Below are 26,852 nucleotides of genomic sequence, written 5' to 3'. Positions count from 1 at the left end.
GAGTTCTGGACGGGCGGGGGCAACCCCGCCCGAAGCAGTAAATTCGGCAGACGTCGTGCCCCCCAAGGACAGGTGAGGCGGGTCTGGTTGAAGCCTGTCCGCAACGCGTCGATCTTGGCCTTGAGACCCATGGGCTTGCGCGAACTGCCAAAGTCCTGCGATGCAGGCCATGCACCTGGTTCTATCTTCTGTCCCAGCGTGTTCTCGAGGTTCGCATTCACGCTCCATCCGACGATCGACGGGTGGGTCCCAGCCATAGACCCACGTGAGGCGAGATCATCGGTCACGCCGCGAAATGGCGACAACCTCTCCGTAAACACAACTTATCCGTAAACATACGTATGTCCCGCGAAGAGGCTTCCGGCGATGGACTGACCGAACATACTGCATCCTGAGGCATTGGAATAATGGCGGTTGTCGCATTGGTAAGCGGTGGAACGCGTGGTATCGGGTCGGCCATATGCCGCGCCCTGAAGAACGACGGCTATGCGGTCGCGGCGACCTACCATGGCAACGAAGAAGCCGCCGGGCGCTTTACCCGCGACACCCAGATTCCCGTATTCCGCTGGGATGTAGCCGACGAAACGTCGTGCTATCAAGGGATCGCCAGGGTCGAGCAGCAGATCGGGCCGGTCTCGATCCTGGTCAACAATGCCGGCATCACCCGCGACAGCATGTTCCACAAGATGGACCTGGCGCAATGGCGCGCGGTGCTCGCCACCAATCTCGATTCCATGTTCACGATGACCCGCGCGGTCATCGAAGGCATGCGCGAGCGGCGCTCGGGGCGCATCATCAACATCTCCTCGATCAACGGGCAGAAGGGGCAATCGGGCCAGGTCAACTACTCCGCCGCCAAGGCCGGGGTCATCGGCTTCACCAAGGCGCTGGCGCGCGAGACCGCCGCGCGCGGGATAACCGTCAACGCGGTCTGCCCCGGCTATGCCGACACCGAAATGGTCGCCGCCGTGCCTGAAGCCGTGCGCGCCGCGATCATCGCCGAAATTCCGGTGGGTCGCCTCGCCGATCCCGACGAGATCGCGCAGACCGTCACTTATCTCGCCTCTCCCAGGGCAGCCTTTTGCACGGGCTCGGTGCTGACCGTCAACGGCGGCCAGTACATCGCCAACGGCTGAAACCCGGCGCCGCCTGCCCAGCCCCCCGGGACAGCCTGCGCCATTCTTCCAGAAAGGACGCCGCCATGACATACCCCATCGAACAGTTCGTCACCCTCGCCAGGGCCAACGGCCAGCTTGCCCTCGCGCTTGCCGAAATCGCCCGGACGGGCGGCACCCAATGCGCCGAGATCGGCCGCAAGTCGTTCACCGATGCCCTCGGGCAGTTCAAGGGGCTGGAACCGGGCAAGTTCCCGAAGTTCAGCGACGCGTCCGCCAGGGAAACCCTGGCCGGCCTCGAAGCGTACCGCGACGAAGCCCTTGCCGGCACCCGTCAGGCCTTCGAGGAATGGCAGGCCGCATGGGCCGCCGCTTTCGCGCAGACGAGCGACGCCAGCCAATTCGCCGCCTACTTCGAACGCGCCACATCGCCTTGGCTGAAGGGCGCCGCCGCGCCCGCCAAGGCACCCGCGACGAGCGGCGCCGCGAAGACACCCCCGAAAGCCTGAGCCCCGAAAGCCTGAGGGTCGCACCCTTCCTCGGGCCGACCGGCCCCCGCCACCCGCCGAGCGGGGGCCGGTCATATCCATCGGCGCGGAGAAACCATGTGAGACATGCGAATATCGGGCCCCCAGGTGCACCGTGGCTGGCCATGCTGCCGGTCGTACTGCTACTGGATGCCTGTTCGTTCGCTCCGGCGCATGTCACGCCCGAGCCGCCGGTGCCGCCGGCCTATGGCGAAGTGATCGCCAGAGGGCCCTCGATCGCGCGCATCGGATGGCACGATTTCTTTCCCGAGCCCCAGCTTCGAACCCTGATCGCGCAGGCGCTCGATCACAATCGCGACTTGCGGGTTGCCGCCGGCCGGGTTGCCGAAACGCGCGCCGCCTATCGCATCCAGGGCGCGCCGCTCTATCCGCAGCTCGATGCAGTGGGCACCGGAACGCGCGGGGATTCGTTCATCAACCTGCCCGGAAATGCCGGCACATTCGAGGCCAGGCAACTCTCGGCGCAGTTGAGCGCCGGTTGGGAGATCGACTTCTGGGGCCGGCTGCGCAACTTGCGCGATGCCGCTCGCTGGCAGTTCCTGGCAAGCGAGGAGGCGAGGCGCGCCGTCGCCACGGGCCTGGTCGCCCAGGTCGCCAACGGCTACCTGCTGGAACGCGAATACGAGGAACGCCTCGCCCTCGCCGACCGCACGATCGCCACGCGCGAGGATTCGCTGCGGATCATGCGTCGCCGCTATGAGACGGGCGCGGGCTCGAAGCTGGAAATGACGCAGGCGCAGACCCTGCTCGCGCAGGCGCAGACGGCGCAGCAAGCCCTGGGCCAGGACCGCGCGATCAACCGCAACGCGCTGGCGCTGCTGGTCGGCGCGCCGGTGACGATCACGCCCGGCCCGGTGGGGCTCGCGGAAGCCACGTCCGAGGCATACCTGCCGGCGGGGCTGCCATCGGACCTGCTGGTCCACCGCCCCGACGTGCTGGCCGCCGAGCACGCCTTGCGCGCGGCCGACGCCAACATCGGCGCGGCGCGCGCGGCGTTCCTGCCCAACATCAATCTCACCGGTGCGTTCGGCACCGCGAGCACCGAACTTGACGGCCTATTCGAGAGCAGCAGCCGCGTCTGGTCGTTCACCCCGACGATCACCCTGCCGATCTTCAACGGCGGACGTAACGCGGCCAACCTGGACCTGGCCAAGGCCCGCCGCGAAATCGCCGTGGCCGATTACGAACGCACGATCCAGGGCGCCTTCCGCGACGTTTCCGATGCATTGGTGCGCCGCCGCAAGTTGGCGCTGCAGATCGGCAGCATGAGCCAGATGCTCGACGCCCTGCAGGAACGCGCGCGCCTTGCGCAATTGCGCTTCGACTACGGCCGTTCCGCCTATCTGGAAGTGCTCGACGCCCAGCGCGACCTGTTCGAGACCGAACAGGCGCTGGTCCAGTTGCGGCGCGCCCATTTCGCCAGCGCGGTCGCGCTTTACGCAGCGCTCGGCGGGGGCTTCGCCGATGACGCCGCGCCGCAGGACAATACCCGTCCCGAGGGGGAACAGACACGATGAAGACGATCGACCGACGCTGGCTCGCACGCGGGGGCATCGCCGCGGTGGTGCTGCTGGGTGGATTCCTGCTGTGGCAGACCTTCAAGCCGGGTGGCCTGCCCGAAGGGATCATCGGCGGGAACGGCCGGATCGAGGCGGTGGAAATCGACGTTTCCGCCAAGTCGCCGGGCCGCATCCTCGATATCGTCGCCGAAGAGGGCGATTTCGTGAAGGCGGGACAAGTGGTCGCCCACATGGATGTCGATGTCCTGAACGCGCAGCGCCAGGAAGCCGAGGCGCAGTTGCAGCAAGCGGTCAACGCGATCCAGATCGCCGAAAGCCAGGTCTCCCAGCGCCAGAGCGAACGCGCCGCCGCGATGGCCGGCGTGCGCCAGCGCGAGGCCGAACTGAACGCCGCGCGCAAGCGCCTCGGGCGCTCCGAGACTCTGGCGCGCGAAGGCGCGACCCCGGTGCAGGAGCGCGACGACGACCAGGCCCGCGTAGAAGGTACGGCGGCCTCGCTGGAAGCCTCGCGCGCGCAGCTTGCCGCCGTGGACGCCGCCATCGGCACCGCCCGCAGCCAAGTGATCGGCGCGCGCTCGAACGTCGACGCCGTCCGCGCGACGATCCGCAGGCTGGATGCCGACATCGCCGACAGCGCGCTCAAGGCGCCGCGCGCCGGGCGGGTCCAGTACCGCGTCGCCCAGCCCGGCGAAGTGGTGGCCGGCGGCGGGCGCGTGCTCAACCTGGTCAACCTGTCGGACGTCTACATGACGTTCTTCCTGCCCGAAACGGTGGCCGGCCGCGTGGCGCTGGGCAGCGACGTGCGGATCGTCCTGGATGCCGCCTCGGGCTATGTCATCCCCGCCAAGGTCTCGTTCGTGGCGGACGTCGCGCAGTTCACGCCCAAGACCGTCGAAACCGAGAATGAGCGCCAGAAGCTGATGTTCCGCGTCAAGGCGCGGATCGATCCGGCGCTGCTCGACAAGCACATCGCGCAAGTCAAGACCGGGCTGCCCGGCATGGCCTACGTGCGCATCGATCCCAGGATCGAGTGGCCTGCCAATCTCATGGTGAATGTCGCGCGATGACCCCCTCCCCGCCGCAGATCGACGATTCCGGGCAAGCGGCGGCCCGGCTGACCGGCGTGGTCCAGTCCTATGGCCGGACCCGCGCGCTCGACGGCGTCGACCTCGTCATCCCGGCCCGGCGCATGGTGGCGCTGATCGGGCCGGACGGGGTCGGCAAGTCCAGCCTCTTCTCGCTCATCGCCGGTGCCCGCGTGATCCAGGAGGGGCGCGTCGAGGTGCTGGACGGCGATATGGCCGAACGTCGCCACCGCGAAGCGGTCTGCCCGCGCATCGCCTATATGCCGCAGGGGCTGGGCAAGAACCTCTATCCCACGCTGTCGGTGGTGGAGAACCTGGAGTTCTTCGGCCGCCTGTTCGGGCAGGACGGTGCGGAGCGCGCGCGGCGCATCACCGACCTGCTGGAAGCGACCGGCCTCGCCCCTTTCCGCGACCGGCCGGCCGGCAAGCTGTCGGGCGGGATGAAGCAGAAGCTGGGCCTGTGCTGCGCGCTGATCCACGATCCCGACTTCCTGCTGCTGGACGAGCCGACAACCGGCGTGGATCCGCTGTCTCGCGCCCAGTTCTGGGACCTGATCGACCGCATCCGCGCCGATCGCCCGCAAATGAGCGTACTGGTCGCCACCGCCTACATGGAGGAAGCCGAGCGCTTCGACTGGCTGGTCGCGATAGACGCCGGGAAAGTCCTGGCGACGGGCACGACCGGGGATTTCTACGAGAAGACCGGCGAACAGACGCTGGAAAAGGCGTTCATCGCGCTCCTGCCCGAAGACCGGCGGCGCGGGCACAAGGCGGTTTCCATCCCGCCTAGGCAGGACGTGGACGACGACGTGGCGATCGAGGCGAAGGGCCTCACCATGCGCTTCGGAGACTTCACCGCCGTCGACCACGTCGACTTTCGCATCGAGCGTGGCGAGATTTTCGGGTTCCTCGGCTCCAACGGCTGCGGCAAGTCGACCACCATGAAGATGCTCACCGGCCTGCTAAAGGCCAGCGAGGGGCAGGCCTGGCTGTTCGGCCGCGAGGTGGAGAACGAAGACATGGCCACCCGGCAACGGGTGGGCTACATGAGCCAGGCGTTCTCGCTCTACTCCGAACTGAGCGTGCGGCAGAACCTGGAGCTTCACGCCCGCCTGTTCCACGTTCCGGCGCCCCGGATCGAGGACCGCGTGACGGAAATGGCCCAGCGCTTCGGCCTGGCGGACATCATGGACGCACTGCCCGATGGGTTGCCGCTCGGCCAGCGTCAGCGCCTCTCGCTCGCGGTGGCGATGATCCACAAGCCCGATATGCTGATCCTCGACGAGCCGACCTCAGGCGTCGATCCGATCGCGCGCGACCAGTTCTGGCAAATGATGATCGACCTGTCGCGAAACGACCGGGTGACGATCTTCATCTCGACCCACTTCATGAACGAGGCGGAGCGCTGCGACCGTATCTCGCTGATGCACGCAGGCAAAGTGCTGGTCAGCGATACCCCCGCAGGCATCGTGCGGCAGCGCGGCAGCGCCACCCTGGAAGAGGCGTTCATCGCCTACCTGGAGGATGCCGTCGGTGAACAGCGCCCGGCCCCCGCGACGCAGACCGCCCGGGAAGCGCCTCCCGCTCCCGATCCCGGCCACCAGCCCCGGCGCGGTTTCAGCACCCGGCGGATGCTCAGCTATTCCCGGCGCGAGGCGCTGGAGCTACGCCGCGATCCCATCCGCGCTACGCTGGCGCTGCTGGGCAGCGTGATCCTGATGTTCATCATGGGCTACGGCATCAGCATGGACGTCGAGGACCTGCCTTTCGCGGTGCTCGACCGTGACGGCACATCGACCAGCCAGAACTACGCACTGAACCTTTCGGGATCGCGCTATTTCATCGAACGTCCGCCGATCACCGACTATGCCCAGCTCGACAAGCGGATGCGCTCGGGCGAACTGAGCCTCGCCGTCGAATTGCCGCCTGGCTTCGCGCGCGACCTGCGACGCGGCGACCCGGTGCAGATCGGCGTCTGGATGGACGGTGCCATGCCCCAGCGGGCCGAAACCGTGCAGGGCTATATCCAGGCGATGCACGCCCAATGGCTCGGCGACATGGCCGTGCAGGAACTGGGCGCACGGCCAGCCGCAGGGCTGGTCACGGTGGAGACGCGATTTCGCTACAACCCCGACGTCAAGAGCCTGGTGGCCATCGCGCCGGCGGTGATCCCGGTCCTGCTGCTGCTGCTGCCCGCCATGCTCACCGCGCTCAGCGTGGTGCGCGAGAAGGAACTGGGCTCGATCATCAACTTCTACGTGACCCCGATCAGCCGGATCGAGTTCCTGCTGGGCAAGCAGTTGCCCTATGTCGCGCTGGCCTTGCTGAACTACGTGCTGCTGGTGCTGCTGGCAGTGCTGCCCTTCGGCGTGCCGATCACCGGCAGCATCGCCGCGATGACCCTCGGCGCGGTGCTCTACGTCCTGTGCGCGACGGCACTGGGCCTGCTGTTCTCGATCTTCATGCGCAGCCAGATCGCCGCGATCTTCGCCACCGCCATCGGCACGATCCTGCCCGCCGTGCAGTTTTCGGGGCTTATCAACCCGGTGTCTTCGCTGGAAGGCAGCGGCAAGATCATCGGCACGATCTTCCCCACCACTCACTTCGTGACGATCTGCCGGGGCGTCTTCTCCAAGGGGCTGGGCTTCGCCGACCTAGGGCCGGCGCTGCTGGCGCTGGGGCTGGCGGTGCCGGTGCTGCTGGGCACCTGCACCCTGCTGCTCAAGAAGCAGGAGGGCTGACCCGTGCTCGCCAACATCCTCAACCTGGGCGTCAAGGAACTGCGCAGCCTGTGGCGCGATCCGATGATGCTGCTGCTCATCGCCTATGCCTTTTCGCTGGGCATCTACGTCGCCGCGTCGAGCATGCCCGAAACGCTGCACAAGGCGCCGATCGCAATCGTCGACGAGGACCAGTCGCCGCTGGCCAACCGCATCGCCGGGGCCTTCTATCCCCCGCACTTCACCGCGCCCGCCATGACCGGCCTGGGCGAGGCCGACGCGGGCATGGACGCGGGCGACTATACCTTCGCGCTGGACATCCCGCCCGACTTCCAGCGCGACGTGCTGGCCGGCCGCCAGCCCAGTGTCCAGCTCAACGTCGATGCCACACGCATGAGCCAGGCCTTCACCGGCAGCAGCTACATCCAGCAGATCGTCCAGGGCGAAGTCAGCGAATTCATGCGCGGCACCCGTAAGGCCACGGTGCCGCCGGTCGACCTCGCCCTGCGCGCACGCTTCAATCCCACCCTGGCGCAGAGCTGGTTCGGCTCGGTCATGGAGATCATCAACAACGTTACGATGCTGTCGATCGTGCTGACCGGCGCAGCGCTCATCCGCGAGCGCGAGCACGGCACCATCGAGCACCTGCTGGTCATGCCGGTCACCCCGTTCGAGATCATGGCCAGCAAGGTGTGGTCGATGGGCGTCGTCGTCCTCGTGGCCTGCGCCTTCGCGCTGACGGGAGTGATCCAGGGTATCCTGCAGGTGCCGATCGAAGGGTCGATCCCGCTGTTCCTGGCAGGGGCCGCCCTGCACCTGTTCGCGACAACCTCGATGGGCATCTTCATGGGCACGATCGCACGCTCCATGCCGCAGTTCGGCCTGTTGCTGATGCTGGTGCTGTTGCCGCTGCAACTGCTGTCGGGCGGCATGACCCCGCGCGAGAGCATGCCCGAAATCGTGCAGCAACTGATGCTCGCCGCGCCCACCACCCACTTCGTCAAGATGGCGCAGGCAATCCTCTATCGCGGCGCCGGGCTCGACGTGGTGTGGCCGCAGTTGCTGGCGCTGGTCGTCATTGGCGGCTTTTTCTTCGCCATCGCCCTTGCGCGCTTCCGCAGGACGATCGGCGCGATGGGATGACGGAGCCACGGACATGAAGATCATCACCCGCTTTCTGCGATCGCTCGACGTCCTCACGGTCGCGTTCGTCGCCTTCGGCCTGCTCGTGTTCATCTTCGTGGCGATCCTCGCCAGGCTGTAACGCGAGGGCCGCGCCCTTCCCTCCCATCATCCGCCTGGAGTATGGCCAATGACTGCTTCCCCCACGCAGCAAGCACCCGATCCGCTCGACGGCATCGCCGAAACCCTCGACCGCGCCGCGATCGCCGCGCTGGCGCAGATCACGCATGGGCTGTCCCCGGCCACGCTGATGCAGGCCTGGTCCGACTGGGCGATCCACCTGGCGTTCTCGCCGGGCAAGCAACTGCAACTCGCCGCCAAGACCGGCCGCAAGGTCATGCGCCTGGCCGACTACGCGGTGCGCAGCGCCAGCGATCCCGACGCAGAACCGGCGATCGCGCCGCTGCCCCAGGACCAGCGCTTCGCCGATCCGGCCTGGCGCGCGGCGCCGTTCAACCTGTTCGTCCAGGCCTTCCTGCTCAACCAGCAGTGGTGGCACGCCGCGACCACCGGCATCGGCGGGATAACCAAGCATCATGAGGACATGGTGGAATTCGCCGCCCGCCAGTTGCTCGACACGCTGGCGCCGGGCAACTTCCTCGCCACCAACCCCGTCCTGCAGCAGCGCATCTTCGAAACCGGCGGCCAGTGCCTGGTCGAAGGGTTCCACCGCCTGTTCGAGGACATCCAGCAGGCAGTGCGCGGCACTCCGCCGATCGGCACCGACGCCTTCGTCGTGGGCGAAACGGTTGCGACGGCACCCGGCAAGGTGGTCTACCGCAATCGCCTGATCGAGCTGATCCAGTACGAACCGACGACCGACAAGGTCCGTCCCGAGCCGGTGCTGATCGTGCCCGCCTGGATCATGAAGTTCTATATCCTCGACCTGTCGCCCCAGAACTCGCTGGTGAAATGGCTGACCGGGCAGGGCTACACGGTCTTCATGATCTCGTGGCTCAACCCCGGCGGCGGCGATCGCAACCTCGACATGGAGGACTATCGCGGGCTCGGCCCGATGGCGGCGCTCGATGCGATCGGGGCGATCACCGGGGCGGGGGCGATCCACGCCGCCGGCTATTGCCTGGGCGGAACGCTGCTTTCGATCGCGGCGGCGGCCATGGCGCGCGACGGCGACGACCGGCTCGCCAGCATGACCCTGCTGGCCGCGCAGACCGAGTTCAGCGAGCCCGGCGAGCTTGGCCTGTTCATCGACGAGGCCCAGCTCAACGTGCTCGAAAACATGATGTGGAGCCGGGGCTACCTCGACAGCGCGCAGATGGGCGGCGCGTTCCAGATCCTCAAGTCCAACGACCTGGTCTGGTCGCGGGTGCTCAACACGTACCTGATGGGCGAGCGCGCGCCGCTGAACGACCTGATGGCCTGGAACGCCGATGGCACCCGGATGCCCTATGCGATGCACAGCCAGTACCTGCGCCGCCTGTTCCTGGAGGACGACCTGGCCGAGGGCAAGTACAAGGTCGAGGGCAGCACCATCTCGCTTTCCGCCCTGCGCCTGCCGATCTTCGCGGTCGGGACCGAGCGCGACCATGTCGCGCCCTGGCGGTCGGTCCACAAGATCCACATGCTTTCGCCGGCCGAAATCCGCTTCGTGCTGACCAGCGGGGGCCACAATGCGGGCATCGTCTCCGAACCGGGGCACAAGGGACGACGCTATGCGGTGCTGGCGCGCGAGGCTGGCGGCACCGCCTATGACCCAGAGGAATGGCGCGAACGCGCCGAGCGCAAGGAGGGAAGCTGGTGGACCGAATGGGGCGCATGGCTCGATGCCCGTTCGGGCACCCCGGTCGCCCCGCCGCCGGTCGGCGCGCCGGACAAGGGCTATGCCGCGCTGATGGCCGCCCCCGGCTCCTATGTGCTGGAGCACTGACATGAACGACGCAGAGATGATCGAGAACCGCACTTACGACGAGCTGAGGGTGGGAGACACCGCCAGCACCACCCGCACGCTGACGACCGAGGACATCCAGCTCTTCGCGCTCGTCTCCGGCGACGTGAACCCCGCGCACCTCGATGCCGAATATGCCGCGACGGACATGTTCCAGCGCGTGATCGCGCATGGCATGTGGGGCGGCGGCCTGATCTCCGCCGTGCTGGGAACCGAACTGCCGGGACCGGGCGCGATCTATCTCAACCAGTCGCTGCGCTTCGTGCGGCCGGTAGGGGTGGGCGATACCATCACTACCTCGGTCACGGTCCGGGAGAAGCGCGAACACGGGCACGTCGTGCTCGACTGCCGCTGCGTCAACCAGGACGGCAAGGACGTCATCACCGGCGAGGCCGAAGTGAAGGCGCCCACCGAGAAGGTCCGCCGTGCGCGCATGGCCCTGCCCGACATCCGCGTCTCCGACCATGACGGCTATCGCCGCCTGATCGAACGGACCCGCGCGGGCGAGCCGGTGAAGACGGCCGTGGCCCACCCCTGCAGCGCCGCCGCGATCATCGCCGTGGTCGACGCCGCGCAGGCGAACCTGATCGACCCGATCCTGATCGGTCCCGAACCGCGCATCCGCGCCGCCGCTGCCGAGGCCGACAGGGACATCTCCGCCTACCGCCTCGTCCCTGTGGCGCACAGCCATGCCTCGGCCGCGCAGGCGGTCGCGCTGGTGCGGGCGGGCGAGGCAGCGCTGTTGATGAAGGGATCGCTGCATACCGACGAGCTGATCGGTGCCGTCGTCGCCACGGCCACGGGCCTGCGCACCGAGCGGCGCATCAGCCATGCCTACCTGATGGACGTGCCCGACCATCCCAACCCGCTCATCATCACCGACGCCGCGATCAACATCGCCCCGACCCTGGCGGAAAAGGCGGACATCATCCGCAACGCCATCGACCTGGCCCATGCGATCGGCATCGAGGTTCCCCGCGTCGCCATCCTGGCGGCGGTGGAGACGGTGAATCCCGCCATGCCATCGACGCTGGACGCCGCCGCGCTGTGCAAGATGGCGGATCGCGGCCAGATCACCGGCGGCCTGCTCGACGGGCCGCTGGCCTTCGACAACGCGATCAGCGAGGCCGCCGCGCGCGAGAAGGGCATCGCCTCTCCGGTGGCGGGCAAGGCGGACGTACTCGTCGTGCCCAATCTGGAAGCCGGCAACATGCTGGCCAAGCAGCTCACCTTCCTGGGCGGCGCGGACGCGGCGGGCGTGGTGCTGGGGGCGCGCGTGCCGATCATCCTCACCAGCCGTGCCGACAGCCTGCGCACCCGCCTCGCCTCCTGCGCGATCGCGGTGCTGCTGGTGCGCGGGACGGCACAGGCCGCGCCCGCATGAAGGCCGTCGTCAGCCTCAATTCGGGCTCGTCGAGCATCAAGTTCGCGCTTTACACGCTGGACGCACGGGGCGGCCCGGTGCTGGCGGCGGGCGGCAAGATCGAAGGCATCGGCACCGCGCCCAGGCTTACCGCGCGCGATGCGGCCGGGGTCGTGGTGGCCGATCGCACCTGGCCCGCCGATGCCGCGCCCGACCATGGTGCGCTGCTCGAAACCCTGTTCGCCTGGGGCGTCGATCACCTGGGCGACCACGAGGTGATCGCGGTGGGGCACCGCGTCGTCCACGGCGGCACCGCCTTCGCCGCGCCGCGCCGTGTCGATCCGGCCCTGCTCGATGCGCTCGACGCGCTGTCCCCGCTCGCCCCGCTGCACCAGCCGCACAACCTGTCGGCGATCCGCACCATCGCCGCGCTGCGCCCGGACCTGCCCCAGATCGCCTGCTTCGACACCGCGTTCCATCACGACCGGCCCGAAGTCGCGACGCGCTTCGCCCTGCCCCGCGCACTGCACGACGAGGGCATCCGCCGCTACGGCTTTCACGGCCTGTCCTACGAATACGTCGCGGCCCGACTGGCGCAAGTCGATCCGGCCATGGCGGCCGGGCGGGTGATCGCCGCGCACCTGGGCAACGGTGCCAGCCTGTGCGCCATGCGCGCAGGCCGCAGCGTGGACACGACGATGGGCTTCACCGCGCTCGACGGGCTGATGATGGGCACCCGCAGCGGCAGCCTCGATCCCGGCGTCGTGCTCCATCTCCAGACGCGCTGCGGTCTTTCCCCCGCCGAAGTCGAGGACCTGCTCTACAAGCGCTCGGGGCTGCTGGGCGTCTCGGGCCTCTCCAGCGACATGCGCGCGCTGTCGCAGAGTTCCGCCCCCGAAGCGCGGGAGGCGATCGATCTTTTCGCATGGCGCGCGACGCGCGAGATGGCGGGGCTGATCGCCTCGATCGGCGGGCTGGACGGGATCGTCTTCACTGCCGGCATCGGCGAAAACAATGCCGATATCCGCGCCCGGATATGCCAGGGCCTTGCATGGGCGGGCGTTGCGGTGGATGAAACGGCGAATGCCCGACATCGACCGATCATATCGCCTCCGGGGGCCGGGATCACCGTGCGGGTCGTGCCCACCGACGAGGAACGCATGATCGCGCTCCACACCCTGCGCCTGATCGAGGAGAACGCATGACCAACGCCCCCCTGGTAGACTTGGCCGGCAAGCGCGGCCTCGTCATCGGCATCGCCAACGACACCAGCATCGCCGCCGGCTGCGCGCGGGCTTTCGCCCGCTGCGGTGCCCGGCTCGCCGCGACCTATCTCAACGACAAGGCCGAGAAGTGGGTCGCCCCGGTGGCCGAGGAACTGGGCGTGGAATGGACCGCGCCTTGCGACGTGCGGGTGCCGGGGCAGCTCGAAGCACTGTTCGAACGGGCCCGGCGCGAATGGGGCGGCATCGATTTCCTGCTCCATTCCATCGCCTTCGCGCCCAAGGAGGACCTGCACGGGCGCGTCGTGGATTCCTCGGCCGAAGGTTTCGCGGTGGCGATGGACGTGTCGTGCCACAGTTTCCTGCGCATGGCCCGGCTGGCCGAGCCGCTGATGACCGATGGCGGCTGCCTGCTGTGCGTCACCTTCTACGGTTCGGAGCGCGTGGTGGAGCACTACAACCTCATGGGGCCGGTCAAGGCGGCGCTGGAAAGCGCCACGCGCTATGTCGCCGCCGAACTGGGCGGCAAGGGCATTCGCGCGCATGCCATCTCGCCCGGCCCGATCGCCACGCGCGCGGCCAGCGGGATCGACCGCTTCGACGAACTGCTGGAACGCGCCGCCGCGCAAGTGCCGCAACGCCAACTGGTGGACATCGACGACGTCGGCGGACTGGCCGCCTTCCTGGTCAGCGACGCGGCGCGGCGGATCACCGGCACCGTGATCCCGGTCGACAGCGGGCAGCACCTGTTCGCATGAGCCACGCCTTGCGCTGCTGCATGCCTGCCCTCGCCTTGCCGGCTTTCCTCGCCTTGCCGGCTTTCCTCGCCTTGCCGGCGCTCCCCGCCTTGGCCGCTCCCGCGCCGCAGCCGGAAACCGCGCTCGCCGTCGAGACGCTCATCGGCGATGCCGGCGCGCTCGACGCGGACGGCCGGGTGCTGGTCGACCTGCGCTTCCTCAACGGCACCGCAACACCGCAGCCCGTGATCCTGCCCGATCGGATCGAGGCCCGCCTGGAACCGGGCGGCGGGACCGTTTGGATCGAACGCGCGGCAACCAGCCCGGCCCGGCTCGAAGTGGCCCCCGGCAGCTTCGCGCGGGCCCAATATCGCCTGCCGTCCTCTCCCCTCGCCGCGCCGGAAGGACTGAAGCTGTCTATTCCCGCCTGGAGCCGCCAGCAGGTCGTCGTGCGCGCGGTGCCGACCGCACCGCGCGTCGCCGCAGTGGATACCCCAATGGATGCCCCAGCGGATGCCCCAATGGATGCCGCCGAACTGGCTGTGGCCGCTCCGCCCCCTTCGGATCGGACGGCGGGCAATGCCTTCGTCGCCAACCTGTCCGCCCACGAGCCGATCTACGCCGTCTACGGCCCTGGCACCGACAGCGAGGCCCGCATCCAGTTCAGCTTCAAGTACCTGTTGTTCGGATCGCGCCGTACCGAAGGCCTGCCCCGGTCCTGGCGCGACGGGCTGCACTTTGCCTATACCCAGCGCATGTTCTGGGACCTGGGCGCGCAATCCTCGCCCTTCCGCAACATCGATTACCAGCCCGAACTGATCTACATCACCCCGTCGGCCAGCTTCGCCAGCGGAATCACCCTGAGCGGCCAGGCGGGCATCCGCCACGAATCGAACGGGCGGGACGGTGACGCCTCGCGCAGCATCAACAGCGTCTATGTCGCGCCGATGGTCGCGATCCCGCTGGGCGGCAGGCTCCGTCTCACCGTCGCGCCCCGGCTGCAGTTCTACGTCGGCGACCGCAGCGACAATCCCGATATCGCCCGCTATCGCGGCAACACCGGCCTGTTCCTCGAATTGGGCGAGGACGAGGGCTGGCGCCTGAGCACCACGACCCGCTTCAACTTTTCCCGCGGCAAGGGCGCGCTCAACGCCGACGTGTCCTATCCCCTCGCCCGCCTGCTGGGGGGCGGACCGGATTTCTATCTCTTCGGGCAGAGCTTCGTCGGCTACGGCGAGAACCTGCTGGACTACGACAAGCGGATGACCCGCTTCAGGATCGGCCTGGCGCTGGTGCGGTGACCGGCGCCCCGGACCACCGGCCCGGGCTCGCCGGAGCACTGGGAGCACGCGGGTTGGCGGCGGCGGCGGTCGCGCTGGCGGCGGCGGCGGCGCTGATGCTCGAATCGGTGATGGCCAACCGGCCCATCTGGCCGCTCCTGGCGCTCGCCATCCTCGGTTCGGCGTGGATGGAGGGATGGCGGCCGGCCGCTTTCGCGCTGTTCCTCGCCTCGCTGACCGGCCTGTTGCTGCCGGGCGCATCCTTGCGCGATCCCGACTATCTCGTCGACGCGGCCGGGTTCGCGCTGGTCTCGCTCGCCATCATCGCCCTGAAGGCACGCATGGCGCACTGGCGCCAGGCGGCCAGCGCCCACGCGGCGCAAGCGGAGCAGAAGTCGCGCGAGGCCCGCGAGACGGCGGAGGAACTCGGCCTGCTGATCGACGGGGCGACCACTTACGCGATCTACATGCTCGATCCCCAGGGCCGCGTCACCATCTGGAACAAGGGCGCGGAGCGGATCAAGGGCTGGACCGAGGAGGAGGTCCTGGGCCAGTCGACCGCCATCTTCTATCCGGCCGAGGAAGTCGTCACGGGCAAGCCCTATGCCGATCTCGACCGCGCGCGCGCGCAAGGCCGGGTGCTGGAAGAGGGCTGGCGCGTACGCAAGGACGGCTCGGAATTCCTCGCCGACATGACGATCACCGCACTGCGCGACGAGCACGGGACCTTGCGCGGCTTCGCCAAGATCGTGCGTGACATCACCGACCAGAAGGCCGCAGAACGCGCCATCGAAGCGCGCGAGGCGCATCTCAACTCGATCCTCGCCACCGTGCCCGACGCGATGGTGGTGATCGACGAGGAAGGCACGATGCTGTCGTTCAGCCGCGCCGCCGAGCGAATGTTCGGCTATGCCGAGCCCGAAGTGCTGGGGCGCAACATCGCGATGCTGATGCCCTCCCCCGACCGCGAGGCGCACGACGGCTACATCGCGCGTTTCCTCGCCACCGGGGAGCACCGGGTTATGGGCCGGAACCGCCGCGTGATCGGTCGGCGCAAGGACGGCTCGCTGGTCGCCCACGAACTGGCGATCGGCGAGACCGCCGCCGGCGGGCGCCGCCTGTTCACCGGTTTCATGCGCGATCTCACCCAGCAGGATGCCACCGACCTGCGGCTGAAGGAGTTGCAGTCCGAACTCATCCACGTCTCGCGGGTCAGCGCGATGGGGGCCATGGCATCGACCCTTGCGCACGAACTCAACCAGCCGATCACCGCCGTGGTGAATTATGTCGAGACGGCCAGTGTGCTGCTCGAAGACGCCACCCCGCAAGCCATCGAACTGGTGCGCGGCGCGCTGGAGGAAGCCGCGCTGCAATCGCTGCGGGCCGGCCATATCGTGCGCCGGCTGCGCGATTTCGTCGCGCGGGGCGAGGTCCACAAGCAGGTCGAGGACCTCCCGGCGCTGATCCACGAGGCCTGTTCGCTGGGCCTGGCGGGCCTGCGCGCGAACGGGGTGACGCCGGTGCTGCTGCTCGATCCGGCCGCCACCCCGGTCCTTGCCGACCGTGTCCAGATCGAGCAGGTGCTGGTCAACCTCATCCGCAACGCCGCCGAAGCGATGGCCGATAGCGAAGAGCGCGTCCTGACCATCCGGACCGCGATCGACAGCCCCGGCTTCGTGCGCGTCACCGTGGCCGACACCGGGGCCGGGCTGGCCCACGAGATCGCCGGCCAGCTCTTCCAGGCCTTCCTCAGCACCAAGAGCGAAGGCATGGGGCTGGGCCTGTCGATCTGCCGGACTATCGTGGAAGCCCATGGCGGGCGAATCTGGGCCGAAAGCCAAAAGCCCGGCGGCACCCGGTTTCATTTCACCCTGATCCACATGGCCACGGAGGGCTCCGATGGAGGATAGACGTACCGTCCACGTCATCGACGACGAGGATGCAATCCGCCGCTCGACGAGCTTCCTTCTCAAGAGCGCCGGCTATGCGGTCCGAACCTGGGCTTCGGGGGTCGATTTTCTCAAGGCCGCGCGCCACGCTGCGGACGGCTGTATCCTGCTGGACGTGCGGATGCCCGAGATGGACGGGCTTGAAATCCAGCAGATCCTGGCGCAACGGGGCGTGGCGATGCCAGTGGTCGTTTTGACCGGACATGCCGACGTCGGGATCGCGGTGCGGGCGATGAAGGCCGGTGCCGTCGATTTCCTGGAGAAGCCGTTCGAACGCACTGCCCTGCTCCATGCGATCCAGGCCGCCTTCGCGCAAGCCGAGGATCAGGACCGCAAGGCCGCTTCCGCCCGCGAAGCCGCAGTCGCCATCGCCGGCCTGACTGCTCGCGAGCGCGACGTCCTTGCAGGAATGGCCAAGGGCCTGCCCAACAAGACGATCGCCTACGATCTCGAAATATCGGCCCGCACCGTCGAGGTCTATCGCGCCAACCTGATGGCCAAGCTGCAGGTCAGATCGCTTTCGGAAGCGTTGCGCATCGCCTTCTCGGCCGGCCTGGGCATGGACGAGAACTGATCCGCACGCACTCCATTATTGCGCGCCTGGAGCGTGATGTCTTTACGTTGGATCGTCATTGCGACCGCGGCGCAGGCCGGGGTCGCAACGACGAAAGGCGGGTCGACGTTACGTCATCCCACTCTAGTACCAATACGTAGCGACGGGGCGACACAACAATCGCATGGTGGCATCGGCCGATCCAGCGTGATGGGCCATGGAGATGTCACCATGACGGTTCCGGCACTACCCGCACAGCGTCCTAGCGTCCTTCTCGTGGAGGACGACAGCGCCGTGCGCCGATCCATCCAGTTGATGCTGCAGGCGCGCGGGTACGAAGTGCGCGCCTTTGCCAGCGGAGTCGCGGCGCTGGCGGACCCCGCGGTCGGTGAGGCCGCCTGCCTCATCACCGACTATCGCATGATCGACATGAGCGGCGCCGAATTGCTCCGTGGCCTGCGCGTGGCGGGCTGGCGGCGCCCGGCCATCCTCATCACCGCCTACCGGCGCGACGCCGTCGCGCTGGGCGATGACGGCACGCAGTTCGACGAGGTCTTCGAAAAACCGCTCCTCGACCATCGCCTGCTCGCCTGCGTCGACCGGGCGACGGGTCGTGCCTGAGCGCGATCTGCAGCGGAGATGCCCCGAGCGATGAAAGCCGCCGACAAGACGATCTGGCACGAGCTGCCGGCCGAGACGGTCCTCCTCGGCCTGAACACCGGCCCGGCCGGCCTCGACGAGATGGAAGCCCGCAACCGGCTTCGGCTTCACGGAGCGAATGCCCTGCCGGTGGAAGCCGCCGTCCATCCGCTCAGGCGCTTCCTCGCCCAGTTCGACAGCGCCCTCATCTACGCCCTGCTCGCCGCTTCGGTCGCGGCGGCATTGCTGGGCCATCATGTCGACGCGATCGTGATCGTCGCGGTGGTGCTCATCAATGCGGTGGTCGGGTTCGTCCAGGAAGGAAGGGCGCAAGGCGCGCTCGCCGCCATCCGCGACATGATCGCGCCCCATGCCCTGGTCCTGCGCAACGGGATACGCCGCAGGTGCCCGGTTTCCGAACTGGTCCCGGGCGACATCGTTTCGCTCAAAGCGGGCGACCGGGTTCCTGCGGACGTGCGCCTGCTGCGCGTCCATGGCCTGCGCATCGACGAAGCCGCCTTGACGGGTGAATCGGTTCCCGCCGAAAAGGGGCAGGCCCCCGTCGCTGCATCCGCCCAGGTCGCCGATCGGAGCAACATGGCGTTTTCCGGCACGCTGGTTTCGGCGGGCCGGGCAAGCGGCGTAGTGGTGGCGACGGGCCCGCATAGCCAGATCGGGCGGATCGGCAGTCTGCTCCAATCCGTCAAGGTCGCCCGGCCGCCCCTGTTGAGCCAGATCGACCGCTTTGCCCGCCGTTTCACTGCGCTCGTCGCCATGGGCGCGTTGGCGTTGTTCGCCTTCGCCATCGCGCTGCGCGGGTACGAGTGGGGCGATGCGCTGCTGGCCGTCGTCGCGCTGGCCGTAGGCATCATCCCGGAAGGCCTTCCGGCAGTCATCTCTATCACCCTGGCGATCGGCGTCCAGCGCATGGCCCGGCGCAATGCCGTGATCCGCAGACTTCCCGCCGTGGAGACGCTGGGCGCAGTATCGGTGATCTGTTCGGACAAGACCGGCACCCTCACCCGCAACGAGATGACGGTACGCCGCATCCTGATCGACCGGGACGAGATTCTCGTCGGCGGCTCGGGCTATGCACCGGAAGGCGGGTTCACCAGCGAGGGCGGACAGGACGATGCCGCCGCGATCGCCAGGGCCATCCCGATCATCGCCTGCGGCCTCCTGTGCAACGACGCGACCCTGGCGCAGGAAACGGGGCGATGGTGGGTGAACGGCGATCCCATGGAGGGAGCCCTGGTGGCCCTGGCGGCAAAGGCGGGCCTCGATTGCGATCACGCCCGGAGCGAATGGAAGCGCATCGACGAAATCCCCTTCGATGCATCCTATCGCTTCATGGCGACGCTCAATGTCGGCCCCGGCGGCGAACCGACGATCTTCATCAAGGGCGCCCCCGAAGAAGTGATGGCCATCGCCGGCATCGAGCCCGCGGCCTGGGCCTTCGGGATCGCCGCAGCGGCGCGGGATGGAGAGCGCCTGCTGGGCTTTGCCAGGAAACGCCTGACCACGCCGACCACGCGCCTCGTTTTCGACGACCTCGCGAGCGACGTCGAGTTCCTGGGCCTGATGGGCTTCGTCGATCCCCCGCGCCCCGAAGCGGCGGCGGCCATCGCCCAATGTCGCCGCGCCGGCATCGCCGTGAAGATGATAACGGGCGACCATGCCGCCACCGCCCTGGCGATCGCCCGCCAGTTGGGCATCGCCGACGAACCGCACGTCACTACCGGCTCCGCGCTCGAACGACTGTCGGATGCCGCGCTGTCGGATGCTGTGCTGGAGATCGATGTTTTCGCCCGCACCAATCCTGAGCACAAGCTGCGCATCGTGCGCGCCCTGCAGTACCACGGGCTGATCGTGGCCATGACGGGCGACGGCGTGAACGACGCCCCTTCGCTCAAGCAGGCCGATGTCGGCACGGCGATGGGCGACAAGGGCACCGAAGCCGCCAAGGAAGCCGCCGGAATGGTATTGCTCGACGACAATTTCGCATCGATCGTCGCTGCCGTGCGCGAGGGTCGGACGGTGCATGACAACATCCGCAAGGTCATCGCCTGGACACTGCCGACGAATGGCGGCGAGGCCCTCGCCGTGGTGCTGGCGATCCTTGCCGGCTTCACCCTTCCGATGACCCCGACGCAGATACTGTGGATCAACCTCATCTGCGCGGTCACGCTTGGCCTGGCCCTGGCGTTAGAGCCATCGGAACCCGGTGTCATGGACCGCGCCCCGCGCCACCGCGATGCGCCGTTGATCTCTTCGTTCCTGTTATGGCGGACCCTGCTCGTCTCGTTATTGCTGGCGGGGCTCGGCCTGGGCATGTTCTTCCAGGCGATCGGCACGGGCCGCGACCTCGACACTGCACGGACCATCTTCGTGAACACCCTAGTGGTCGGACAGGTGTTCTACCTGTTCAACGTGCGCTACCTGCACATGCGCTCGATGACCTGGCACGGCGCGCTGGGGACCCCCGCCGTACTCGGCGCGATCGGCGTCGTGGCGGGTGCCCAGTTGCTGTTCACTTATGCGCCCTTCATGCACGCCGCCTTTGCCAGCCGTCCCATGTCCCTCATCGACTGGGTGATGGTGCTTGCGGCCGGATTGCTGCTTTTCCTCGTGCTCGAAGCAGAAAAACTGCTTCTGCGCCAGCGTGAACTGTATATCGACGCCAAAGCGGAGCCCCAACCCGACCCATAGTAAGGCCCTGTATATATTTGAAAAATATATTTAGGAGCGGACCGGCTGGCACAGAAAGGGACCCCTACCTGCCTGACTGAAGCCTAGCCTTGGCTTTCGGCAGCAACCACCCCATCACGGACGTTTGCGACAAGGCTCGGCGTGGTGCAGCAAGGCGCGATGATGAAAGCCGTTACGGTAGCTATCGGAGCAGCAGCAACGCTATGGGCGGCGGCAGGAGCACTTGCATAAGCCACCCATCAAAGTGTTGCTGGGCACCAGTTTTGAAGTACCAAAGGATCACTTATCCGACGCGAGCATCCCGTGGCTTCCTGCTCCTGAAAGTGACAGTTTCACCTTTCTTTTCGAACCGAATGCCAATCAGGATCAAATTCCGAAACACCGGGTGTTGGTTCAATCTCTAGAAGGTCGATGTAATGATGTCCCTTCTTAATTGATGCGTGTCGCATGCGATACGAAACGTCCACTAGTGGATGGTGGGTTCAACGAGTGGAGGCAACACTTTAATCCTTTGGGTAAGATGGAGTGCCGCGATGAAGCAGCGTCGTCGGATATATTACACGGCCAGCCAGCGAGCGGAGATATGGGATCGTTGGCAGCGCGGGGAGTCGATGAGTTCGATTGGACGAAGGTTCGATCGCGAGTCATTGTGGGTATTCTCGGTGATTTCGCCGACCGGCGGTATCCGGCCCGCCGATCGCAAGCGTGGCAGCCGTGCGCTGAACCTTGCCGAGCGGGAGGAGATATCGCGCGGCCTGAGCGCCAGTGAACCCTTGCGTGCGATAGCACGGCGACTGGGCCGCGCGCCCTCGACGATCAGTCGCGAAGTCGGGCGTAACGGCGGCCTTGCACGGTATCGCGCGACCGCGTCCGATCAGGCGGCATGGGACCGTGTCTTGCGGCCCAAGCCCTGCAAGCTGGCTTGCTCGCCGCCATGGCCAAGGCAGTATCGGCGAAGCTGCGCCGCAAATGGTCACCGGAACAGATTGCGGGGTGGCTCAGGCGCAGCTTTCCCTAGGAGCCCCACAGGCAGGTGTCGCACGAGACCATCTACAGAAGCCTGTACATACAGGCGCGGGGAGTTCTGAAGAAGGAACTGCTGGACCATCTGCGAGCCCGGCGCACCATCCGCCGATCGCGGCACGCCAGCCTCAAGCGCAATGGCCTCGGCCAGATCAGGGATACCGTGTCGATCAGCGAGCGCCCCGCCTCTGTCGAGGACCGCGCCATTCCCGGCCACTGGGAAGGCGACCTGATCGGAGGCACGAAGAACAGCTACATCGCCACGCTGGTCGAACGCCATTCGCGCTATGTGATGCTGGTCAAGGTCGCCAACAAGGACACAAGGAGCGTCGTATCTGCGCTGATCAGGCAGACGCAGCGCCTGCCGCGCGAACTCTACAAGTCGCTCACCTGGGATCGCGGCAAGGAACTGGCCGATCATTCTGCGATCCGCAATCGCCCTGGCAGCGAGGATCAAACGAAAACACCAATCGCCTGCTGCGACAGTATTTCCCCAGAGGAACCGATCTGTAGCTATACAGCCAAGACCAAGCTGAGTGCCGTTGCCCGGCAACTCAACGAACGACCAAGGAAAACGCTCGAATACCAAATACCCGCAGAGCGCTTTCAAGCTTGTGTTGCCGCCACCCGTTGAACCCGCCGATGCAAACCCAGAATACGAACGACGAGCGAATGAAATTGGCCCGTCTCGGCGGTTATCTCGCAAGAACTTCAGACCCGCCCCGGGTAACACCGTCGTCTGGCGCGGCCTACGTCGACTTGCCGACATCCAGATCGGCGTGGGGCTCGAAACTTATGGGTAATCGCAAGCCGGTGAAAGCCGCGACGTAGCTCTAATTAGGTTGCGACCGAGTGCCGTGCTGGCAGCCATTTCCAGGGCCACCCGGGCGGGGCGGTGGCAAGCGCGGCGCCCGACCAGGTGACTGTCGTCGACGGCAGCTATGTGCGCAACCGCGAGGGCGTGCTGCTGGACAGGTTGGGCAAGATCACCGCCCACCTCAGGTTTGGTGCTACCACCGAAATCACCATGGCCTCGCCGGTGTCGAAGGGGGAACTTGCGGCCAAGTGATCCCCGCGTCGGCTTCATCGATCAAACCGGCGCGATTTCCGATTCAGGCAGCGACCTGCGACGTCACGCCCGGCATGCCGGCCAGCCGCGACGCGATGATCTCGCGAGCCTCGCGCACGATGCGCGCGACAAGCTGCGCGCAACTCGGTATATCGCGGATCAGGCCCTGCACTTGTCCTGCCCAGACGAGCCCGGCATCGATGTCGCCGGTCTCCAGCGCGAGACGGCCCCTGGCGCCCGACACCAGCGGGCGAATGTCCTCGAAGACGGCATCCGCCCGCGCGGAAATGGCCACGACCTCGTCCGACACGCTATTGCGGGCGACGCGTCCGGTATTGTGGAACTTGCGGAAGATCAGGTTGGTCCCGCGCTCGTCGTTGTCGAGGATGAACTGCTTCACCCGCTCGTGAATCGGTGCCTCCACCGTCGCGCAGAAGCGCGTCCCCATGTTGATGCCTTCGGCCCCCAGCGCAAGCGCGGCGACCAGCCCCCTGCCATCGGCGAACCCTCCGCTGGCGATCATCGGCACGGTCACTTGATCCGCCGCCGCCGAGATCAGGACGAGGCCCGGAATATCGTCCTCGCCGGGATGGCCCGCACACTCGAAGCCGTCGATGGAGATCGCATCCACGCCCATCCGCTCGGCGGAGAGCGCATGGCGCACTGCAGTGCACTTGTGGAGGACGGTCACGCCATGCGCCTTGAAATCCTCCACATGCTCCCGGGGCTTGTGCCCGGCGGTCTCGACGATCGTAACGCCGCTGTCGATGATCGCCTTGCGGTATTCGGCATAAGGCGGCGGGCTCACGGACGGCAGGATCGTCAGGTTGACCCCGAAAGGCTTGTCGGTCATCTCGCGGCAGCGCGCGATCTCCCTGCGCAAGTCGTCGGGCGTGGGCTGGGTCAGCGCGGTCAGGATACCCAGCCCGCCGGCGTTGGACACCGCGGCGGCAAGTTCGGCGCGGCCGACCCACATCATCCCGCCCTGGACGATCGGCGCCTCGATGCCGAGCATCCGGGTGATCCGTGTGTTGATCGTCGTCATGTCAGTTCACTCCCATGAAGTCTGCCGCACGGCGCGGTGCGGCGCGCATGCGGCGATGGCCCGCGTGCATCGCCTGTCACGCCCCTGCCCGCCGCGCCTGCTGCCAGGCCAGTTCCATAAGTTCGGGCAGGATCCGCACCCGCTCGTGCGCCTGCGCCGAAGAGGCGGTGCCGCGCAGGACCCGTCCCTTGATGCCGTGGAAGATCGCCGCGAGGCGGAAGAAATTGAACGCGACGTAGAAGTCGTACCCCGGCAGCGACTCGCGCCCCGTGCGGGCGCAATAGGCAGCGACGTATTCCTCCTCGCCGGGAATCCCCAGCGCGGCGATGTCCGCACCGCCGAGCCCCGCCACGATATACGGTGGCATCCGGTACATCATCGCATTGTACGCGAAGTCGGCGCCGGGATGCCCCAGCGTCGAAAGTTCCCAGTCGAGCACCGCGAGCACGCGCGGCTCGGTGGGATGGAAGATCATGTTGTCGATGCGGAAATCGCCATGGGTGATGGTGGTGGCATCGTCGCCGACGGGGATATTGGCGGGCAGCCACTCCAGCAGGCGGTCCATGTTCGGGTCCCGCCCTGCCTCGCTATCGTCGAGGTACTGCCGGGACCACCGGGCGATCTGCCTGGCGAAGTAGTTTCCGGACTTTCCGTAGTCGGCAAGGCCGACGGCGGCGTAGTCGACCATGTGCAGGCTGGCCATGGCCGCGTTCATCGCATCGAAGATCGCCGCCCGCTCACCGGCCGGGACGCCGGGCACCGTGGCATCCCAGAAGATCCGCCCCTCGACCATGTCCATGACGTAGAACCACGTCCCGATCACCGCGTCGTCGGTACATAGGGCATGGACGTGGGCAACCGGAAACCCTGCCTTTTCCAACCCCGTCAGCACCTTGGCCTCGCGCTCTACGGCATGCGCACCTTTGAGCAACAGGCCCGGCGGCTTGCGACGCAGGACATAGGTCCTGCCCGGCGTGACCAGCTTGTAGGTCGGGTTGGACTGGCCCCCGCGGAACTGCTCGACCTGCAGCGGCCCCGCATAGCCGGGGACATGGCCGCGCATCCAGTCCGCCAGGGCCGCCTCGTCGAAGCCATAGCCTTCGCGCACCGCCGTGGTCCCGACGTTCTCGTCCGGCAATCCGCTCATGCGGCTTTGGCCTTCAGGAAATCGCGCTTCACTTTCTTGGCCAGCGACCATTTATGGACTTCGGTGGGCCCATCGTAGATGCGGAAGGCCCGGATCTCGCGGAAGACCTGCTCGACGATGGTGTCGCCCGAAACCCCGGTGCCGCCCATCACCTGCACGCAGCGATCCGCCACCCGCATCAGCGCTTCGGAGACCGCGACCTTGGCCATCGAGCTTTCCGCCGTGCCCAGCGAGCCGCCGTCGAGTATCCCGGCGCACCAGTCGATCATCTGCTCGCACTGGCGCAGGTCGATGAGATTGTCCGCCAGCATGAAGCCCACGCCCTCGTGGTCGACCAGCAGCTTGCCGAAGGCCTGGCGGGTGCAGGCATAGGCGGTGGCGATCTCGTTCGCGCGGATGCAGGCGCCCAGCCAGCGCATGCAGTGCGACAGGCGCGCCGGCGACAGGCGGACCTGCGCGTACTGGAACCCCTCGCCGCTGGCGCCGAGCATCTGGTCGGCGGGAACGCGCAGGTTCTCGATGGCGATGATCGCGTGGCCGCCCGGCATCGAACTGTCGATGGTGTCGAGCACCCGCTCGATGCGGATCGCCGGATCGGGAAGGTCGACCAGGAACATGCAGGCGCCGTCCTGCGATTTCGCCATCACGATGCCCACCCTGGCCCCTTGCGCGCCGGTGATGAACGCCTTGCGCCCGTTGATGACCCAGTGGTTGCCGTCCATCTCGCAAGTCGTGCGCATCATCGAAGGATCGGAACCGGCGCCCCCTTCGGCCGCCGGTTCGGTCATGAAGAAGGCCGAGCGCGCCTCGCCGCGCACCAGCGGATCGAGGAACCGTGTCTTCTGCTCGGCCGAGCCGACTTTGCCCAGCAGGTACATGTTGCCCTCGTCGGGCGCCATGGTGTTGACCGCGACGGGTCCCAGCGGAGACAGGCCCGAACGGATCAGCACTTTCGCCGTGTCACGCTGCGTCAGGTGCGCGCCGCCGGGCAGGATATGCGGGGTGAGCACGCCCGCCGCCCGCGCCTTCGCCCGCAGTTCGACGACGAGGTCCTCGGGCGGCCCATGGCCGTGAACGGCGATGCGCGGGTCCTTCTCGTAAGGCACCACGACCTCGCGCACGAAAGCCTCTACCCGGTCGGCGATCGCTTCGGCATCGATCGAAAGCACGGCCGCGTCGCTCATCGCGGCGCCATCCGGATGGCGCCGTCGAGACGGATGACTTCGCCGTTGAGCATCGGATTGGCGATGATGCTCTCGACCAGCTGGGCATATTCCTCGGGCCTGCCGAGCCGGCTGGGATGGGGAACTTGCGTGCCCAGGCTATCCTGCGCCGCCTGCGGCAGCCCCATCAGCATGGGCGTGAGGAAGATGCCCGGCGCGATGGTCATGACCCTGATTCGGTGCTGCGCCAGATCGCGCGCGACCGGCAGCGTCAGGCCCACCACCCCGCCTTTCGAGGAGGCATAGGCAGCCTGCCCCACCTGCCCGTCGTAGGCGGCGACCGATGCGGTGTTGACGATCACCCCGCGCTCCTCGCCGAGCGGATCGGCATCGGCGAGCCGGGCGGCGAACCTGCTGATGACGGTGAAGGTCCCGATCAGGTTGATCTCGATCGCGCGGCGATAGGCGTCGAGCGGATGGGGCACGTTCTCCTTGCCCACCGTCTTGATCGCCGGCGCCACGCCCGCGCAGTTCACCAGCACGCGCGCGACGCCATGGGCGTCTTGCGCCTTGTCGATCCCGGCGACGACGCTGGCCTCGTTGGCCACGTCCACCTTGCAGAAGATGCCGCCGATCGCTTCCGCGGTCTGACTGCCCACCTCCTCGTTGAGATCGAAGATCGCCACTTTAGCGCCGTGGCTCGCCAGCATCCTTGCGGTCGCACCGCCCAGCCCCGAAGCGCCGCCGGTCACGATCGCCCCCACCCCTTGCAATTCCATGCCTTCATCCTTCTCGAATAATCCGGTCAGCCCCGCGCGTCTCGAACGCCCGCGCCAACGGTGCCGCCAACCTGGCGGCACCGCGAATGGACCGAAA

The 26,852-nt window shown here is 67.2% G+C and carries 20 protein-coding genes and 1 pseudogene; 17 read left to right on the top strand and 4 right to left on the bottom strand.

The features are described from left to right. The first annotated feature begins 407 nt into the window (after positions 1–407). From phbB to BES08_RS33230, 17 genes and pseudogenes are all read left to right on the top strand, one after another. A complete protein-coding gene (gene phbB / locus BES08_RS27225; RefSeq protein WP_069709931.1) occupies positions 408–1,136 on the top strand; it encodes an acetoacetyl-CoA reductase in 729 nt (242 codons plus the stop codon). A gap of 65 nt (positions 1,137–1,201) precedes the next feature. Beyond that, the gene (locus tag BES08_RS27220; RefSeq protein WP_069709930.1) at positions 1,202–1,624 is read left to right on the top strand and encodes a hypothetical protein; all 423 of its coding nucleotides are present in this window, start codon (positions 1,202–1,204) and stop codon (positions 1,622–1,624) included. A 143-nt stretch (positions 1,625–1,767) separates the two neighbouring features. Beyond that, positions 1,768–3,180, top strand: a complete 1,413-nt coding sequence (locus BES08_RS27215) for an efflux transporter outer membrane subunit (RefSeq protein WP_069709929.1) — start codon at positions 1,768–1,770, stop codon at positions 3,178–3,180. Next, a complete protein-coding gene (locus BES08_RS27210) occupies positions 3,177–4,250 on the top strand; it encodes an HlyD family secretion protein (protein ID WP_069709928.1) in 1,074 nt (357 codons plus the stop codon). Before BES08_RS27215 ends, BES08_RS27210 begins: the two co-directional genes overlap by 4 nt. Beyond that, complete coding sequence (rbbA, locus tag BES08_RS27205) at positions 4,247–7,009, top strand: ribosome-associated ATPase/putative transporter RbbA (protein WP_069709927.1); 2,763 nt, start codon at positions 4,247–4,249, stop codon at positions 7,007–7,009. Before BES08_RS27210 ends, rbbA begins: the two co-directional genes overlap by 4 nt. A 63-nt stretch (positions 7,010–7,072) precedes the next feature. Then, positions 7,073–8,131: an ABC transporter permease gene (locus BES08_RS27200; RefSeq protein ID WP_083274927.1), complete on the top strand. Its 1,059-nt coding sequence runs from the start codon at positions 7,073–7,075 to the stop codon at positions 8,129–8,131. A 169-nt stretch (positions 8,132–8,300) separates the two neighbouring features. After that, positions 8,301–10,058, top strand: coding sequence for a PHA/PHB synthase family protein (locus BES08_RS27195; protein ID WP_069709925.1), 1,758 nt, complete (start codon positions 8,301–8,303; stop codon positions 10,056–10,058). Position 10,059: 1 nt separating this feature from the next. Beyond that, positions 10,060–11,460: a bifunctional enoyl-CoA hydratase/phosphate acetyltransferase gene (locus BES08_RS27190; RefSeq protein WP_069709924.1), complete on the top strand. Its 1,401-nt coding sequence runs from the start codon at positions 10,060–10,062 to the stop codon at positions 11,458–11,460. Then, the gene (locus BES08_RS27185; RefSeq protein WP_069709923.1) at positions 11,457–12,644 is read left to right on the top strand and encodes an acetate/propionate family kinase; all 1,188 of its coding nucleotides are present in this window, start codon (positions 11,457–11,459) and stop codon (positions 12,642–12,644) included. Before BES08_RS27190 ends, BES08_RS27185 begins: the two co-directional genes overlap by 4 nt. Beyond that, positions 12,641–13,420 (top strand): enoyl-ACP reductase FabI, encoded by a 780-nt coding sequence (gene fabI / locus BES08_RS27180; protein WP_069709922.1) that lies wholly within the window; start codon positions 12,641–12,643, stop codon positions 13,418–13,420. The genes BES08_RS27185 and fabI overlap by 4 nt, the downstream gene beginning before the upstream one ends. After that, positions 13,417–14,700 (top strand): phospholipase A, encoded by a 1,284-nt coding sequence (locus BES08_RS27175; protein WP_231958501.1) that lies wholly within the window; start codon positions 13,417–13,419, stop codon positions 14,698–14,700. The genes fabI and BES08_RS27175 overlap by 4 nt, the downstream gene beginning before the upstream one ends. A 320-nt stretch (positions 14,701–15,020) precedes the next feature. Further along, on the top strand, positions 15,021–16,589 hold the full coding sequence (locus tag BES08_RS27170) for a PAS domain-containing sensor histidine kinase (protein WP_231958515.1): 1,569 nt from the start codon (positions 15,021–15,023) through the stop codon (positions 16,587–16,589). Then, positions 16,579–17,202: a response regulator transcription factor gene (locus BES08_RS27165; RefSeq protein WP_069709920.1), complete on the top strand. Its 624-nt coding sequence runs from the start codon at positions 16,579–16,581 to the stop codon at positions 17,200–17,202. The genes BES08_RS27170 and BES08_RS27165 overlap by 11 nt, the downstream gene beginning before the upstream one ends. A gap of 210 nt (positions 17,203–17,412) precedes the next feature. Further along, the gene (locus BES08_RS27160) at positions 17,413–17,802 is read left to right on the top strand and encodes a response regulator (RefSeq protein ID WP_069710214.1); all 390 of its coding nucleotides are present in this window, start codon (positions 17,413–17,415) and stop codon (positions 17,800–17,802) included. Between the two features lie 30 nt (positions 17,803–17,832). Further along, positions 17,833–20,529 (top strand): HAD-IC family P-type ATPase, encoded by a 2,697-nt coding sequence (locus BES08_RS27155; protein WP_069709919.1) that lies wholly within the window; start codon positions 17,833–17,835, stop codon positions 20,527–20,529. 533 nt (positions 20,530–21,062) lie between these two features. After that, positions 21,063–22,186: pseudogene (locus BES08_RS27150) on the top strand (IS30 family transposase). A 285-nt stretch (positions 22,187–22,471) separates the two neighbouring features. After that, positions 22,472–22,621, top strand: coding sequence for a hypothetical protein (locus tag BES08_RS33230; protein ID WP_156799995.1), 150 nt, complete (start codon positions 22,472–22,474; stop codon positions 22,619–22,621). 43 nt (positions 22,622–22,664) lie between these two features. Here the strand turns inward: BES08_RS33230 and BES08_RS27145 are convergent, their stop codons facing one another. From BES08_RS27145 to BES08_RS27130, 4 genes are all read right to left on the bottom strand, one after another. Continuing rightward, positions 22,665–23,666 (bottom strand): NAD(P)H-dependent flavin oxidoreductase, encoded by a 1,002-nt coding sequence (locus BES08_RS27145; protein WP_069709918.1) that lies wholly within the window; start codon positions 23,664–23,666, stop codon positions 22,665–22,667. Between the two features lie 76 nt (positions 23,667–23,742). Then, on the bottom strand, positions 23,743–24,813 hold the full coding sequence (locus BES08_RS27140) for a phosphotransferase (RefSeq protein WP_069709917.1): 1,071 nt from the start codon (positions 24,811–24,813) through the stop codon (positions 23,743–23,745). Next, the gene (locus BES08_RS27135) at positions 24,810–25,997 is read right to left on the bottom strand and encodes an acyl-CoA dehydrogenase family protein (protein WP_069709916.1); all 1,188 of its coding nucleotides are present in this window, start codon (positions 25,995–25,997) and stop codon (positions 24,810–24,812) included. Before BES08_RS27135 ends, BES08_RS27140 begins: the two co-directional genes overlap by 4 nt. Next, positions 25,994–26,755, bottom strand: a complete 762-nt coding sequence (locus tag BES08_RS27130) for an SDR family NAD(P)-dependent oxidoreductase (protein ID WP_069709915.1) — start codon at positions 26,753–26,755, stop codon at positions 25,994–25,996. Before BES08_RS27130 ends, BES08_RS27135 begins: the two co-directional genes overlap by 4 nt. Positions 26,756–26,852 lie beyond the last annotated feature (97 nt).

Source organism: Novosphingobium resinovorum (genome assembly GCF_001742225.1).
GTDB lineage: Bacteria > Pseudomonadota > Alphaproteobacteria > Sphingomonadales > Sphingomonadaceae > Novosphingobium > Novosphingobium resinovorum_A.
This window is presented reverse-complemented; position numbering and strand designations above follow the sequence as displayed.